Annotated in this window: 8 protein-coding genes; 3 read left to right on the top strand and 5 right to left on the bottom strand. The window is 40.1% G+C overall.

Annotated elements, in window-relative coordinates:
- Window positions 1-31: 31 nt before the first annotated feature.
- Window positions 32-430, bottom strand: coding sequence for a glycerol-3-phosphate cytidylyltransferase (tagD, locus tag COD92_RS06985; protein WP_098996006.1), 399 nt, complete (start codon window positions 428-430; stop codon window positions 32-34).
- A gap of 315 nt (window positions 431-745) precedes the next feature.
- On the opposite strand from tagD, the gene COD92_RS06980 reads away from it, so the two are divergent.
- Window positions 746-2,221, top strand: a complete 1,476-nt coding sequence (locus COD92_RS06980) for a right-handed parallel beta-helix repeat-containing protein (RefSeq protein WP_098996005.1) — start codon at window positions 746-748, stop codon at window positions 2,219-2,221.
- A gap of 54 nt (window positions 2,222-2,275) precedes the next feature.
- Here the strand turns inward: COD92_RS06980 and COD92_RS06975 are convergent, their stop codons facing one another.
- On the bottom strand, window positions 2,276-3,451 hold the full coding sequence (locus COD92_RS06975; protein WP_098996004.1) for a CDP-glycerol glycerophosphotransferase family protein: 1,176 nt from the start codon (window positions 3,449-3,451) through the stop codon (window positions 2,276-2,278).
- 262 nt (window positions 3,452-3,713) lie between these two features.
- On the opposite strand from COD92_RS06975, the gene COD92_RS06970 reads away from it, so the two are divergent.
- Entirely contained in the window at window positions 3,714-4,472 is a 759-nt protein-coding gene (locus COD92_RS06970) for a WecB/TagA/CpsF family glycosyltransferase (RefSeq protein WP_098996003.1), read from the top strand.
- A 37-nt stretch (window positions 4,473-4,509) separates the two neighbouring features.
- Here COD92_RS06970 and COD92_RS06965 read toward each other — a convergent pair whose 3' ends face one another.
- From COD92_RS06965 to COD92_RS06950, 3 genes are all read right to left on the bottom strand, one after another.
- A complete protein-coding gene (locus tag COD92_RS06965) occupies window positions 4,510-5,832 on the bottom strand; it encodes a SpoIID/LytB domain-containing protein (RefSeq protein WP_098996002.1) in 1,323 nt (440 codons plus the stop codon).
- Between the two features lie 290 nt (window positions 5,833-6,122).
- Window positions 6,123-8,273: a S8 family serine peptidase gene (locus tag COD92_RS06960; protein ID WP_176550396.1), complete on the bottom strand. Its 2,151-nt coding sequence runs from the start codon at window positions 8,271-8,273 to the stop codon at window positions 6,123-6,125.
- A gap of 668 nt (window positions 8,274-8,941) precedes the next feature.
- Window positions 8,942-14,995, bottom strand: a complete 6,054-nt coding sequence (locus COD92_RS06950; protein WP_098995999.1) for an Ig-like domain-containing protein — start codon at window positions 14,993-14,995, stop codon at window positions 8,942-8,944.
- A 263-nt stretch (window positions 14,996-15,258) separates the two neighbouring features.
- Here COD92_RS06950 and COD92_RS06945 point away from each other — a divergent pair, with 263 nt between their 5' ends.
- On the top strand, window positions 15,259-16,458 hold the full coding sequence (locus COD92_RS06945; protein ID WP_255295250.1) for a HupE/UreJ family protein: 1,200 nt from the start codon (window positions 15,259-15,261) through the stop codon (window positions 16,456-16,458).
- The last annotated feature ends 438 nt before the right edge of the window (window positions 16,459-16,896 follow it).

Raw genomic sequence — 16,896 nt, 5'->3', positions numbered from 1 at the left:
AGTTTGGTATAAAAATAAAATCCAATACTTGTTAAGCATTGGATACCGTTAACAAATCACGCTTTATTTTTGTTGTGGAAACTCCAACTGTTCTTGGAAGGTAGATAACCTGACAATACTCTTTTAAAAAGTCAAAGTGTCCTTTCCAATCATCACCCATAACGAAAATATCTATATCGTTGATGAGAACGTCTCTAATCTTCTGATCCCATTCTGTTTCCGGAATGACTGCATCCACATAACGGATAGATTTAAGAATGGCCTTTCTATTTTCATAGCTATGGTAAGCATTTTTATTTTTAATGGCATTAAATTCATCTGTTGATAAGGCGACTGTTAGATGATCACCTAATTCTCTTGCACGTTGCAAAAGGTTAATGTGTCCAAAGTGTAATAAGTCAAAGGTGCCGTAGGTTAAAACTTTTTTCAATATGTAACCCCCACTTTCTACTATTTATATCTATATATTCGAATCTATTAATTTCATATGAACTCTACTATAGAATTGTAATATTTTATAAAAAAAAGTCAATAAGTATTAAGAAATTGTAAATATGTGTTAAGCACAATGCCGATATTGTAAAGATTATGTAAAGTACTTTACTAACTAGGATACAATATATTCCTATTTTCATAAAGAAGTTTGTCCAATCTTCTCACGTACTCTTTCAATCTCATTCTATTACCTTGACACTTCGTGTCATTTTGTTACCCTATATTAATAGTGGAATTTGGGGGATCTAGTATGAAAAAACATTTAATCCTTGCAGCCGTGATTATTTTTATTAGTATCATTACGATTACCATTATTATCAATACTAATGGAAGTAAAAATCGAAATAACGAGAAGGTTGCTGCTGACGATTATCTTAATAAGATGGTATTTAGTCATGTCACGCAAGCAGCGCATACAACTAATCTAATGCACATCAAGAAACAGGGGTCGTCATCTGAACGCCCCACTGGTATTGTAAAAGGATTTGTCTATTTTGATACTACGTTGAATAGACCTATTTATTGGAATGGGAAGGTATGGATTGACAGTCCACTCATTAACATCAAAGATTTTGGAGCAAAAGGTGACGGAATAGCTGATGATACCAAAGTTATTCAAAATGCTCTAAACATAGCCAGAGACTATGGAAGCATTAAATTATACTTTCCTAAAGGGGTCTATCATACCAAATCATTAAGAATATATAAGAACACATCTGTTACGCTCAATCAAAAAGCAACCATTAAAAGAGTCGGGACAGGGTACTATCTGTTTACTAATGGTCAAGTAGGTAACACACACTACGCAACAAAATACAACGGAGAAGGTAATATTCACTTTAAGGGCGGCACCATTGACCTAAACACAATCAATGCACCAATACCAGACGATAAGGGCACGGTTGCCTTTAATATCGCGCATGCTGAAAATATTTCCTTTCGTAATTTAACTATCATTAATGGACAAAACGGACATTATTTTCAAATTTCTTCTTCTAAGAACGTTTTGTTTGATCGATGTTGGTTTGGTAACGTCCATTACACAAACACTACTTCAAAAAACTATGAACTGATTCAAATTGAAGAAGCTACGGAGATTTCCTTTCCTACTTTTGGGAGCTATGATCGAACCGTATCCACAAATATTACGATACAAAACAGCCACTTTGAAAATGTCATCCGTGCGATCGGTACGCATAGTTATTCAAGAGCGAAGGATGGAATAACCCCTTTGCGATACAATAAAAATATTGTGATTAGAAATAATGTATTTAAAAAATCCATAAGCCAATTTGGTCATTTTGAAGGATTTAAGAATGTGGTCTTTGAAAATAATGTCGTAGTGGATAGCGGTGAAGATCCCATTTACTTTAATCAAAGCAGTCATAACACGGTTAAGAATAACTATTTTATTCGTTCACAAAGATCTGGTTTGAATTTAAAGCAGGCTGATTCCAACATTATTGAAAGGAATTCTTTTATTGATACCTGTTTGGACTCTTCGTATCCTTGCAGTACATTACTTGGAGTTACTAGTCATCAAAATAAAATTATCAATAACAAAATAGTAAGGACGAAAAATACTACTACACTACAATTAACTAAAAGTAAGGGCAATGACATTAAGAATAACAAAGTAATGAATGATTTTAAATCAAAGACGGCCATCCTAAATCAGGCTAAACAAAAGATTAAGATTTATACTGAAGCAATGAAAGGGTCTTAGAAATTAAAATAAGGAGAGGGAAAATTCCCTTCTCCTTGAATATTTCAGCAGTTATCAATCCTTGTTGATTAGGCTCTGTATATATTGAACAAGATTATCAGCTGACTTCCCCTTTGAATATCGGTTCCATCTATCCGAGAAATCTTTTATCATCTGATTGTCAAATTGATTTGCCTCTATTACCTTTATAAGTTGATCGGTATCATGAACAACAGGACCTGGGACAATTTTTTCATAGTCATTAATTAGGCCTCTTTCTTGACGATAATAATCCTGGTCATACGGGAAGAAGATCATTGGCTTTGTTAAGAGTGCATACTCAAACGGTAACGAAGAATAATCGGTTATTAAGTAGTCAGCCACCAGTAACAGTTCATTCACCCGCTTATATCCTGAAAAATCAACCACAAAATTCGGATATTGCTCTTCGTAATGATTAATTGTTTTAACGGCCGGATGAAGCTTAATTAACAAAACATACTCATCTTGTAATGCCTGCTGCATTTTTTTTAGATCGAGATGTATTTCATTATTATCTAATTGCCCATCACGGTAGGTTGGTGCATACAAGATTAATTTTTTTCCAACTAGTTGGGGATACTTTTTATAAACGCTTGCTTTTATGGCATGTATAGTATCCTGTTCATAAAAAAAGTCCGTTCTCGGAATCCCAGTTCGCAGCATTCGTTGCATAGGGGCATTAAAGGCTTCACTAAAAATCGCGGCCATTTCTTCTGAACCGACAACTATTCTATCGAATTGGTCATATACTTGTTGAAATCTTCGTCTTGCAGCCTGGCTGCGACTAGTGATTGAATGGTCTTTCAAGCCAAATGTTTTTAGGGCACCAGCCGCATGCCATATTTGAATACATTCGACATTTTTTTTAAAGTTTACGACAGATAAAAATCCATAATAATTATCAATGATAACCACTTTAGATGTAGCTAAATAATATAATGAAGAAACCCAATCACGGATGCTTCTCTTTTCAAAAGGGATGATTTGTGCATTTATTTCTTGTGTAAATTCTTCTGATACAGTCGCTGCACATAAAAAGACCATTTCCAATGACGGATTTTTTTTTTGTAATTGCCGATACAAATGGATGACATTTTCCTCAAAAGAAATAACAAAGGAGACCCTTTTTTGCTGAGGGAACATTTTCAACAAAGTGAAGACTACCTTAAATACTGCTAAATAACCGGCAATGGCTAATTCTCTAAACATTAGTGTCCCTCATGTTTTTTTTCTTCTTCAAATTATTTCCTCCTAACTATTGAATTTATTGTAATATTTTATAAAGTAATGTCAATATAGTACTTTTGGCATAAATTGTTTTCTTGTATTTGTGTCGAAAAAGCGAATTTTATGTTAAAATTATAAATGTTATTTTACATTTTTTCTATTCATATCCAATTCATAATAACGTCTATCATTTTTGTTCATAATAATTTATCCATCATTAGTTTGGATTAGGAGTTTGTGATATATGCTCAACTTTAGAGAAGTGCTGGGATACCAGTTTGTAAATAATTCGATGGATGAGCTCGTAAACGAGGTCCATTCCAGAATCAAGCTTGCTCAAAAAACATTTATCGTTACTGCTAATCCAGAGATTATTACGTATGCACAATCGAATCCTGACTATGAAAAGGTTTTGAAAAGATCCAATTATATCATTCCGGACGGTGTCGGTATTATCCTTGCATCTAAAATCTTGGGTCAGCATCTTCAGGAAAGGCTGACCGGATTTGACCTGATGTCCAGGCTTCTGGAACTTTCTAATAAGAAAAACTATAAAATTTATTTATTAGGTACTAAACCAGATATAATAGATATGACTGCGTCAAATATCAAAAAAGCATTTCCACATATCGAGATTGCCGGGTTTCACCACGGATACTTTCATGATGACCAAGAAATTATCAATGAAATTCAACAGAGTAAACCTGATATCATCTTTGTTGGGTTAGGATTCCCCAAACAAGAAAAGTGGATATCAAAAAACCTTCATAAGGTTAATAAAGGTGTATTTATCGGGGTTGGCGGTTGTTTAAATATTTGGGCTGGTGTCAATAAACGCGCTCCTAAATTTATCATTGATTTAAATCTCGAATGGCTGTATAGGTTATTTAAGGAGCCGACTAGATCTAAGCGAATGTTAGCTATACCCATATTTTTAAACCGTGTATTCCGTCAGAATACAAGAAAAAAGGAAGAACGAACAGAAAGGACAGAAATCAAATGATCTCTGTCCTTTTTTTGTAAAAATTATGTCTTATCCTTTAGTAATTGGCTGTTAAAACATATACCTTAGAAACAACAGTATGTGGATAATAAAAGGTTAAGATACTATTGTATTTAGACCCTGCATTCGCACGGTTATTAGCACCATGCTGACTCATACCTACCCCATGGCCTTTACCTGTTCCTGTAATGGAATAGGCAGAACTAGTTTGTGTCATGTTAGAGATTAACGTGCTGGGAATCACATCTTTTCCAATAATACTACGAACATTATCAGCAATCACACCCGTATAGCTGATCGTTTGCAGCTGAAGCTTACCCGTTGAATCCACTTTGCCCTTGACATAAAAGCGGAACTGAATATCCCCTCTTGTGACCCGGCCGCTTGTGGTCTTGTCATAGAAAGTCAATTTGGGGATGCTGATAATCTTTATTTGTTTATTGCTATAACCATGCTGGGATAGCCATGTTTTAATATTTTTAGAGATGGTTTGATCCGCTTCATATGTTTGATCCCACCATTTTTCGGGATTCAAGAGATCTAATCCAGTAGTATTGATTTGTTGTTTATGTATAATTGGGTTCCACTTTATTTTTGTATCAAAGCTATCTCGATGAACCGGAAAATATGGAAGTGCAGGGGTTCCGAACTCATTGTAATTGCTTTCCGTCATTCCGCCGTTCGAAGCAGAAAATAAGGTATCTATGACACTTCCATTATAGGTAACGATTTGACCCGCCGTTTCCTGGGTTGCTGCCGTAGAATTAGGATGTAGTCTGGCTGTTCCATCATAGAACTGGTAGGTAGTCGTATCATTGATCACTTTATTTAAACGGTAATAGGCATAAGATCTCGCTGCTACCGCCTGTGATTTCAGCGCTTCCTTGTTCCATGAGGCATACATTTCGGAAGGAACGACACATTTCAGATAATCTTCTAGATAGACCGTATTGGTTACCCCTACATAGCGTCCATTGTCTACAGAAAAATTAAAATTCCCTAAGTATGTATGGTTACTTAACGTAGCCGTATCATTCCGGCTGCTCGTCTTTATTGATATGTTGTCTCTTAAGGATAGTCTTGTTGAACCATCGTATAAACTTATGTATGGCTTGATACTCCCATCCGTGTTCTTTTGGTTTACTAACTTTAACGTGTAGGTTTTTGCTGCACTTAAACGGGTGGTTGTCCCATTTAAATAGTAGGTTCCTGTTACCTTTAACGAGATACTCGTTTTGTTTGCTAAATAATTAACTAGTTTTACTTGCATTTGGGGTTCTACTCCAATTGCTGACCCCTGGTTAGGCATAAATCCTAACATTACAAAGGCGATTACTACCATCATTAATAGTTTCTTCATGATAACTCCTTCCCACTCTACTGAAGTTTAGCGCTTTCATATACTATATTTTACCATAATAATATTTTTAGAGAATAAGAAGTTTGGAATTTTCAAAAAAATACAGCCGTCTGCTACAGGCGACTGTCAATGAATTGTAGATATTTAATTAATGGTTACAGAAATTGTCGGCACTGATTAGTAAAATACATATTCTCTTTCCTATCACAATAATTTTCATATTTATTGTATAAAGGTCCTCAAAAAATAACCTTACCGGTTTTTTAAAACCGGTAAGGTTATTAAATCTACTATTTTACAGTTATTTTATCGAGATTGATTCCGGTTGCGGACTTTTTCACGCCTGTCGCCGATTTCCCTGTCCATTCAATCGTGAGAACATGCTTGCCTGAGGTGAGCCCTGTTTTCGTATAGTAGTTCTGCTTGTAGAGTGTGCTAGCGGAATAAAGGCTTACTTGTGTACTTACGCCGTCTAACGTTACCTTTACATATCCCTGACTTGCATATTTTGTACCAGTTATCGTTACAGATGTTCCATTAAAGGTAAACTGGGCCTTGGTTCCGGCTACGTTGGTCACAGCATAGGATCCACCTGAGGCATTTGTATTGGATACCGTACTCCATGAAGGAGTATAACCAATTTGCTTGGCCGTATTTTCATAGGTTCCAGCACCGGCAATCGGATCGGTTTTTAGGGTTGCTGTATAGCTGCCTGCTCCCTTATACGCGTAAACATCCAAATAATATTTGCCATCTGCTGGAGCTGTGTACGTAAAGGTCTCACTTGATGTGGCTGCCTTTTCGGAATAAGCGACGATATTCGCACTGCTTTTTACCGTTGTCGCAGTGCTATTATATAGGTAGATATCAAAATCCGTACCCGTTGCTCCGGACAAGGTTACCGTGATTTTTTGACCCTTCACTAGATTAATTGAGTAAACATCATCCAAGTCTGTTGTAGAACTTAGCGTATTGGTCACACTGGTGCCTGGGAATGCAATGCCTGGGATGTCATTGTCTGATTGAACCACAAGCGCCTTGTCTGCTCTAGCCATACTACCCGTTAATATCTTCCCGCTCAGTGAAGAAAGAGCGGTTGACTTTTTCAGAATCGCATCCTTGATTACCGCTGAAGTATAGGTTGGAAACTTACTAAGAATTAATGCCGCTTCCCCAGTGACATGCGGCGTTGCCATCGAAGTACCACTGAAGTAATCGTAGGCATAGGTATAATCTCCAAACCACGCTGGAACTGTACTTAGGATATCTTGACCAGGAGCAGCAATGTCAACTGATGTGGCACCGTAGTTGGAAAAATACGCTAGATTACCAGTGTTATCAAGGGCGGCAACCGATATAATATTCGGCAAATCATAGTTTGATGGATAGTGTGGTGATGAATCATTGTTCGTTCCATCATTTCCTGCAGCTGCTAAGAACAGGGAGTTAGAGTTTTTAATGGCATCGTATAAGGCTTGGCTGAAGCCTCCTCCACCCCAGGAGTTGTTGGTGATTTTTACCCCTTTTGCTTTGGCATAATTGACGGCTAAAATCGCATCGTCTGTATATCCTCCATCAGGTCCCAGGAATTTAAGTGACATAATTTTTACATTTGGCGCTAAACCAATTACGCCTGTGGTATTGGCTGTTCCTGCAATGGTTCCTGAGACGTGGGTACCGTGTTCATCCCCATCAGCTTCATCATAAACGGAGTTATCGTTGTTATAGAAATCCCAGCCATTGACATCATCTACGTAACCGTTCTTATCATTGTCAATGCCGTCCCCTGCCACTTCGCCAGGGTTTTTCCAGATTTGCGCTTTTAAATCCGGATGGTTAATGTCTACTCCGGTATCAATGACACCGATGACGACACTTGAACTACCCTTTGTTATCGCCCAAGCGCCCTCCGCACCGATATCGATACCTGCTTTACCTGTAACCCCCTGAATGTTCTGACCCGTATTTTTCATTCCCCATAATTCGCCGTACAATGGATCAGAAACCGCATCTGGTTTAATCAGGTAGTTTGGTTCCGCATACTCTATTAGCGGGGAATCATTTAAAGATTTAAGCACTTGTTCAATTGGAATATTCTTATTGAAGCTTACGACTTTCGTATTATTATTACCTAGATTCTTTTTCGTCTTCAAACTAAGTTTCGTTGTAAGAGCCCCTAAACTTTCTGTTGTGTAGGCATTCTTAAACTTGACGATGACTTCTCCCTCTTTATGCTTTTTACCCGCATCGTTTTTATAAGTGGCCTTTACCTTTTTGCTTTGAGGACTTTGTTCCGGAATTTGAATCACCGAGTTGAATTTTTGTGTTGCCTTTTTGACATTTTGAGGTCCACCGTCTGATTGATTTCCTGCAGCAAACGCAGGGATGCTAGAAAAAATCAACCCCACACTTACTAGTAAAGCCGTTGTCTTCTTTCTCATACCATCTCTCCCATCAGTAATATCGTATGTAAGAACCATACGAGTCTAATATACTGAGGTAAATTGTCCTATATTCCCATTTTTGTAGATTTAAGAAAGATGTAAGGTAATGTAAGAAAGCGCGGGGACGGTTCTGGTGCTTTTCGAAGACTTGCCTATCGGTTCCGGATTTACCTGCCAGTTTCAGAGATTTACCGGACAGGTTTGGATTTTTATCGGACACTTTCGGAGATTTACCTGCCAAATTTGGAATTTTACCGGACACTTTCGGAGATTTACCTGCCAAATTTGGAATTTTACCGGACACTTTCGAAGATTTGCCTACCGGTTCCGGATTTACCTGCCACTGGGGACGGTTCCTGTGCTTCCATCCAAGGGCCTCATACAATGGATTTATAATCCCCTTTGTTAAAGAATGGTTTCCTATTTCTATGATTTAGGTTAATTGGTTTTATTGTCCTAGGGCTCAATAAACTGGGTTTATACTCAATGGCCCTTGAATTCTCAAAAACTGTCCGAAGTCTACTCAGGTTCGGACTCAATGGTCCTTGATTTTCCAAAGCCTGTCCGTAGTTCACACTTTGTACAGGGCAACATATTAAAGCAAGGGCCTGAGTAAGAAAAAAGGTGGAAAGAGTAATGATTCTACTCTTTCCACCTTAAATGAGTTATTTGTTATTACCTTTACCCGCTGCTACATCAAAACTCATTTCCGCACTAGCTTCAGAATAATACGAGAATAATCCCGTATTAAACATGTCTTTTGCTTCAACGATAATGGTGTAGGTGCCCGGACTTTTGGCTGTCCATTTCAATGTATTGCTTGCCCCATAAGCTTGCGTGTAGATAACATCTCCCTTTTTATCAATGATCGAGAATCGATATTCAGGAGTTCTGCTTCCCTCTGAGGTAGCGATAAATTGAATGTCTTCTTTGAATACCTGTATACCAGGCTTAGCTGTTGTTACACTTACTTTTGTTACTTTTTCATCTGTAACTTTTACCTCAGTTGCTGTACTTACATTAGCTGCTGCATCAACTGAAGTAATAGAAATCGTCGTCCCAGCTGCTTGCTTAGCAATACTAATGCTGTATGTGCCACCAAAAACGGCTGTAGCTTTGCCAATTTCTTCACCATTTACTTTGGCTGATACAGTTGCGCCTTCTTCTGTAGTACCAGTGATCAGGACATCGTTATCGTTTACTGGGTTTACGACTGGTGCGTCTGGTGCTGTTACATCGCTTACGGTTACTTCCGTTGCTGTACTCGGATTGCCAGCAGCATCTGTTGCCATAACCGCGATTTTAGTTCCTGCTGATTGCGTTGCAATCGAGATTGTAAATTTACCATCTTCACCCGCTGTTGCTGAGCCAAGTAAATTCCCATCCACTTTTGCTTCCACTTTCGCGTTGGCTTCCGTTGTTCCAGTGATCGCAACAGCTTGATCAGTTACACCATTTACCACTGGTGCTTCTGGTGCGGTTCTATCGAAACCAACTAATTCTTTTGTATCTCTGACACGGATCCGTGTGCCTTCTGAGAATGCCCCAGAAAGACCGACTGCTTCTAACGTGTCGCCGACTTTAAGAGTAGGAACAGGACCGCTTTGGTTGACAATATATCCGTCTGTAAAGACTAATACATCTCCTGAACCATCGTTGATTACATAAGAATTATCATCATATTTTGATTTAACCGTTCCTGTTACCTTAACCAGTAATCCTTGGTTGGCAGCACTGGTCGCTTCACCAGTAGCCACTGTCTTAGGTTGGACTGGATCCCCTGAACCAATTTTAATAACGTCACTTGCAAAGCTAGTAAACTCTAATTCTTTGTTATTTTCAAATGTCTTGATGTGTCCATGAACACGTACTTTATCGCCTAGTTTCAATGAGCCTTCAGGAACTTCTTGGAATGCCATAATACCGCCTGTTTCGTCCTGCAGATAGAACGCATCAAAGAAATTGCCTGCGGCAGTTGTAACCGTACCTTCTACGACTACATCTATGCCATCTTCCAGCGATCGTACTTCGGCAATTTTAGACACTTTCGTTTCGCGATGAGCCAGCCAGTTTATGGCGTTTAACGTGAATTCATCATTTCCTTTTGGCTCATATGATTCGTCCATTTGCTTGTCATTAAAGATGTTCATACCGGAAACGACGATACGTCCGTCCGAACCAATTTCCTCAGATGCAATTAACGGAATCGCAGAACCGCCTGTTTCATCGGAAACCGCATCATAACTGTAGCCACCTTTAATATTGCCTTGATATGTGGTTTCATTTCCTTTTGCAAGGATGGTTACTTTACCGCCGTCTGTTAACGCCTTATTATCGACCCCTGATAAGCTTGTTCCGCTGTAGTAATCAATAAACGATACGCGGTCGGTAATTAAGTTTGACACTAGTCCAGGATGCACTCGGACTGCATATGGGCTGACCGTCGGATCGCTCCAGAAGTTACCGCTCTTGCTTAAGTCAAAGACACCGTCGTTCCCCATGCGGATGGCCGAACCAATCTCGCCAAGAAGGGCGTTATTAATCGTTGGGTCTGTGCTGTTATTACTTTTTCCAGCCATCAATAAGGAACCGCCATTTTTTACAAACTTTGCAACAGCTGCATTTTCTGCTGCTGTTAAGGCTGTTCTTGCATGAGTGAGTACTAATACCTTCACACCGCTCAACGTTTCATCTGTAAGGGCTGCTTTGTTTTCAACAACCGTATACCCTTCTTTTTGAAGCATCAGTGTAAAGGCTTTTAAGTTGTCCTTATACGTTCCGCTGTCACCTGATGTATTTTCATTGCCGTGGTTGGCATCGATTAATACTTTCACGCCAAGCGGCTCTTTAATTTTTACTGGTAAAACAAACTTCGTATCGCCTAAATCGAGACCATCTAGGGAAGTAACAACCGCAATAATTTTGTGATCACCTATCAACGGAGTCGCCCATGTGGCAGACGCTGTTGCTGAAGCTTTCGTTAGGATCGAAGAAATCGTGCTCGTTCCAATCAAATTGTCTTGCTTTACTTCGTCATAATAGAAATCGACTTTTAGGTTTTTAACGACTTGTGTACCATTGTTCGCAACGGTAGCTTTTAAGGTTGCCGGGTTGCCGCCAATGATGACGCCGCCGTCGATATCAATGCTGTTTACTTTTACGTCGACTGGTTCTTCTTTTGACCAGATTGGTGAAGAATAAATTCTTTCGCCGTCCATTTGGGTTACTTTTACAACAAACCATTGCTGGCCGCCTGAAACCGTATAGGTTGGTTTCCAAGAGAAGTCTTTCGTCATTGGCTCATAAGAATCGACTACTTTACCGCCGTTTGTAATGAGTTCTACTTTTTGGATTCTATCATCTGATTTGTAGCTTGTTGGTAAATAGCTATAATCCGTGTCGTTATGAGCTTCCGTTACTAAGTCGCTTCCCTTAATATCAAATTTTAGGGTTTTGCTGTCGACTGTTGAACCCATGTAGTAGCCGTTGGCTAATACGTCTAACGTGAAGTTAGGATCTTCTTCCATGTACACGCGCATATTGCGCATTGAGTGAAGCAGGGATGCTTGCGAAAGATCGTCCGCCACGATAACTGTACGGGCATTGACTTGACCCCATGTTCCTTCATGGTTGTCTTCCCCATACGTTGGTGCGACATGCCAGCCTAAATCTAAGGCAGAGTAGAATTTCGTTTCCGCATTGGCATAGCCGTAGTGTCCGGACCCATTACCTACTTCTAACATTGTAAATAGCTTATCTACATTGGCATCGTATGGTTTAAAGTTGTTGAACGCATTGGCTGACATATCTGGATGGTTGAATTGACCGACGATGTCGTCGTATGTCATGACCCATGCATAGTACTGGCTTAAGTCTTGGTACTGCTTGCCGTTAATATTTCGGTCGATAAAGTTATCGGTACCGAAGATATTGGAGTGTCCCCATGTTGTTGAGGTCATCTCAAACGCCGGGAATACGACATAATCATTGGTTGTGTACTGTTTAGCTAGATCTTTTGTTAATTGCCAGTCCGATCCGCCTGAACGTTCTGGTACATCCTTGCCATCTGCTGTTTTACGAACAACCGTGTCTGTTCCCAACTTTTCAGGGTCGATATCATGTGAGTGGTCTGAGAAAGCAAACCAATCATAATGATGGAATTTTCCTGCTTTTAATGCATCCTCAGGAGTACCTGCTGCGTCATGGGAAATGTTTGTGTGGTTATGCGTTGTACCGCGGTAGTGATTACCGCCTGTAAAACGTGGTACCACTTCAAATGTCCATGTTTTTTCTGCTCGGTTGCCTTTTGTATCTTTTGCTGTAACCTTCACTATGTGTGTTCCAAGCGCAAGGTCTTGTTCAGGTATATATTTTACCTGTGTTTTGCTGATGGTTGCTGCTGGAGCGGTTAGCTCTTTGCTGTCCAGCCACATTTGAACTGTTGTTTCGTCGACGCCGCTTGGATCATCAATAAAAGCAGAAATCTCTGGTGTTGGGCTTTCTACTTTTGTTGTGTCCTGTGGTGTCATACCTGTAATCGCTGGTCCTTCTGTATCCTCGATTAAGGTTACTGGATATGGAACGTCACTAGTACCAGAAGTTTGAACTTGTGTACCTGCTTTTGCTTCAATGTAATATTCGAAACCGTTTTGCGGCACGTTTGCAGCTGTTAGTGTGGCTGTATAACGTCCATCTCCGCCATTGACCATTGGCAAGGCAGTGAAGTCGGTGGTGCCTGTTGCTCTGTAATAAACCTTTACAGATTCCGCCCCGTCGGCATTCGCTTCAAACTCGACATTTGCGCCATTAAAACTTTGAGTTAATGGTGTATGTGATATGCCTAACATTGGCGCAATATCTTTGACATTACGAGGGTAAAGCTGATAACCGTTTGTTGCTGATGCGTTGGTTGTATATTGGCCTAACACACCTGTCACAGTATAGCTTTTTCCAGTTACAAGATCTGTATCTGGTTTAATTCCTGTTGCTCCCATTACCCTTAGTGTCGTGGTTTTATTGTTATCATCGACAAAGGTAACGTTATAGTTGGCACCTGAAGCAGCCACTGCTGAAACTTTTCCTGTTGCCGTTACAAGGCTTCCTTCTAACGGTTCCGCTGTTGCATAGGTGTTTAAATCAGCAATTGTTAATGTTTTAGCTGCTGGAATTGGGTTTCCTTCGCTTATTTTTTCAATTGAAGTAGGTTCGAATTCGGTTAAGCCATTATAGACTAGGACTTTCCCTGTGATGCGGACCTTATCTCCTTTAAGGATCTGATAACCTAAATCTAGGGAAGTATGAAAAATGTTGATACCCGCTGTATCATCTTGAATATAGAAGTTTTGCTTCTGGGTTCCAAGAATTTGGTTATCAACGGTAGCCATACCTTCAATGGTAAAGTACTTATTAAGGTTAACTGGCTGTCCTTTTGTATCGGATGTCCGAACTTCGGCAATCTTTGTCACTGCAGTTGTGTCAGCCTTTGAGACTGATACAGGATTGCTCTGCAGCATGATTCCTTTTGCCGAGCTGGTGATTTGTGTGACATACACGGTGTTAGGAGCGTTGTTAATTGTAACGGAGAAGTCTCCTCCTGTTCCTGCTGTCACAGCTTGTGTGTTTAATTTTTCTGTTGCTGCTTCATTTGCGTAAACATTGATGTTGGCGTTAGCCGCTGCAGCACCGGCGCCGCCAACTAAAGTACCAATACCGTTCGCTACGACGTAGCTTAATTTTGCTTGTGCCACTGATGTACTTGCCGCTGCGACATCGATTTGGATCGCTGCACTTTCGGCTAGACCCGCTTGTGTTGCAGCAACATATATAGAGGATAGTGTTTTAGTGATATCGACTTTAAATGAACCGTCAGCATTGGCAGTGGCTGTACCAAGGGCCGTTCCTTTTGCTGCGGTTTCATATACTTTTACGATTGAACCTGGTTCTACTGCTTCTGGTTTCCCTGTTACGATTCCAGTTGTACCGTCTTGTAAGAATTGAATGTTCAAACCTTTTGGCTGTAAGCTGGTTACTGGGACCATTGGGGCTTCTACAGGACTTTGGCTGTTTCTTGGATTGGGAGTAGTTGTCACAAAATCCGTTGCGTTGTCATTTGAATCCCAGGCATTGCCTAGACCTTGAGCTGGTGCTGTATTGGCATATGGTATGCGGATTACGCTTAAGCTTGCAGATGGTGATTTTGTTGGTCCAGACCCTTCATAACCGCTAGAACCATTACCATACGATACAAAATCGATTACACCTGTTGGAGATTGTCCTGAAACGGTATTATTTGAATTAACTAGTACCACTTTCCCAGAGCCTGCTCCCATTGTAAAAGGACCTGTTGCATCTGGAGTTGGCAGGGGTTTATCCTTTACAGTTGTTCCTGCGGATTCCTGGATTAGATAGTATCCGTGAGATTTAATTGTCCCTGATAGAAGATTAACCGCCCATGTAGTGCCTGTCCCACTTGCCCATTGAACAGACCATCCTTCTAGGGATACATCGCTATCAGTTGGATTGTATAATTCAATAAAATCATTCGAATAAGTGGCGCCACTATTACCTCCACCCCCATATACTTGAGAGATAACGACATGGTCAGCCTGCTCTGCATGCGCTCTGCCTATGAAACTACTCGGCAAAAACGTGCTAATCAATAGAAGCGCTGCCATAAACGAGCTCGTCCAACGCTTGAACCTCTTACTCTTCCCCTTCATTCAAACTCCACCCTTTTATATATATATTTTTTAAAAAAAGCAGCCCCAAGTCCCCCTTCTTTCTGAATAATTTAAATTACATCATTATTCTACAAAATTTCTAAATAGAAAGATAGAAAGTGTGACAGATTTTTGGACAAGAATTTAATTCCATGTGTACAAATGCGATTAGGATATGATTATATAGAAGTAGGATTGGAATAAAACCCTATCAATTCCCATTAATAATATTATTTACAAATAGTAATTTCAGGAGGAATACTGTGGGTAATCTTTGCAACAAAAACCGAAATTTCTATACTTTTAGACCAATAACTTTGATCTTGTTATCGATTATTCTATTAGTTTGGATAACGATTCCTTCTAAAGCATCTGCCCATGCCTATAGTGCGAGTTATACAAAAATGACTGTGGACAGTAACCACACAGAAGTGGTATTTACCCTTGACACTCTATCCGTTATAGAATTAATACCCGGTCTAGATGCAAATAAAAACTTTGTCCTTGAAAAATCAGAAATTAACAAGAATAAACATCATTTAGAAGAGTTAATCGAGGAAGGCCTTACCCTTGATAAAGGAAATAAGGAACAAACAGCTACGATTGAATCTATGAAGCTTGTAAAAAAGGAAAATAAAGAATATTTATCTACTTATATGACGTTCCCGGCCTTTTCACCGGGTGATACCATTAATTATAATGATGGTTTTTATTATCATGACACAGGTACTAACTATGTTGACCTGATCACGGCTTCGATTTATGGCGAATCTAGTGAAGGTGTCTTACAAGGAAAAGAGCGGACCTGGACGGTTTTGGTAACCGAGGTTCAGCAGGAGCAAGGCCAAACGGCACAGCCTGACACTACACAGGTGCAGCAGCCTTCGCGGGCGGAAAAGCCTGTTGAAAAAACGGCGGCAACGTCATGGTTTTCCTTTTTTAAACTTGGAATGCTTCATATTTTAACTGGCTATGATCACCTATTATTTTTGCTTGCCTTGTTATTGCGGAAGCAAACCTTTAAACAGTATGCGGCGATTGTTACGGCCTTTACGATTGCGCATAGTATTACGCTCAGCTTGGCTGTTTTAGGATGGTTTACATTGCCGTCCCGGTTTGTTGAGGCCGCGATTGCCTTTAGTATTTGTTATGTGGCAGCTGAGAATATTTTTAGAAAAGAGATCCGCTATCGCTGGAGTATCACCTTCTTGTTTGGTTTGATTCACGGTCTTGGGTTTGCGACGATTTTACGAGAGATGAGCATTCCGAAGAGCCATCTGGCCGTGGCGCTGCTTAATTTCAACCTGGGCATTGAAGCTGTCCAATTGACGATTGTTTTATTGTTGCTGCCGTTGTTATCTTATCTATTTAAGCTTAGAAACTCTGGGAAAATTGTAACCTATGGTTCGTATGCGATTGTTGCGTTGGGAACGATTTGGTTGTTTCAGCGGTTGTTCCAATAGTAGGCGGTAAAAAACTGAAAGGGTACTCCTTTCAGTTTTTTTATTGACTCGGAAATGACCTGTTGGGTGGGGACCTCATCCCCCGTGCGGCCGGCGTTTCCTTTCTTCCGACTCTTGAGCCGAGGCCTCATACCCTGTACGGCCATCGATTCCTTTCCTTCGACTCTTGAGCCGAGGTCTCAACCCTCGTACATTCATCGGTTTCTTTCCTTCGACCGTTGAGACGGCGCCTCATCCCTCTACGGCTATTGATTCCTTTCCTTCGACTGTTGAGACGGCACCCCATCCACCGTACGGCCATCAATTCCTTTCCTTCGACTCTTGATCCGGGGCCTTATCCACCGTACGGCCACCATCGTTCCTTCCCTTCGACCGTTGAGACGGAGCATCAAATGTGTAACTAGTTTTCATAGACAAAAAGCCTAATCCTTCCAATAT

It is taken from the genome of Bacillus sp. AFS037270, assembly GCF_002585305.1.
The sequence above is the reverse complement of the archived record's forward strand: the minus strand, read 5'-3'. Positions and strand labels throughout refer to the sequence as shown.

Bases quoted from the DNA above. Each gene is read 5' to 3' on its own strand.
- COD92_RS06980 (WP_098996005.1), top strand. From the start codon at position 746: ATGAAAAAACATTTAATCCTTGCAGCCGTGATTATTTTTATTAGTATC.
- COD92_RS06975 (WP_098996004.1), bottom strand. From the start codon at position 3,451: ATGTTTAGAGAATTAGCCATTGCCGGTTATTTAGCAGTATTTAAGGTA.
- COD92_RS06970 (WP_098996003.1), top strand. From the start codon at position 3,714: ATGCTCAACTTTAGAGAAGTGCTGGGATACCAGTTTGTAAATAATTCG.
- COD92_RS06965 (WP_098996002.1), bottom strand. From the start codon at position 5,832: ATGAAGAAACTATTAATGATGGTAGTAATCGCCTTTGTAATGTTAGGA.
- COD92_RS06960 (WP_176550396.1), bottom strand. From the start codon at position 8,273: ATGAGAAAGAAGACAACGGCTTTACTAGTAAGTGTGGGGTTGATTTTT.
- COD92_RS06950 (WP_098995999.1), bottom strand. From the start codon at position 14,995: ATGAAGGGGAAGAGTAAGAGGTTCAAGCGTTGGACGAGCTCGTTTATG.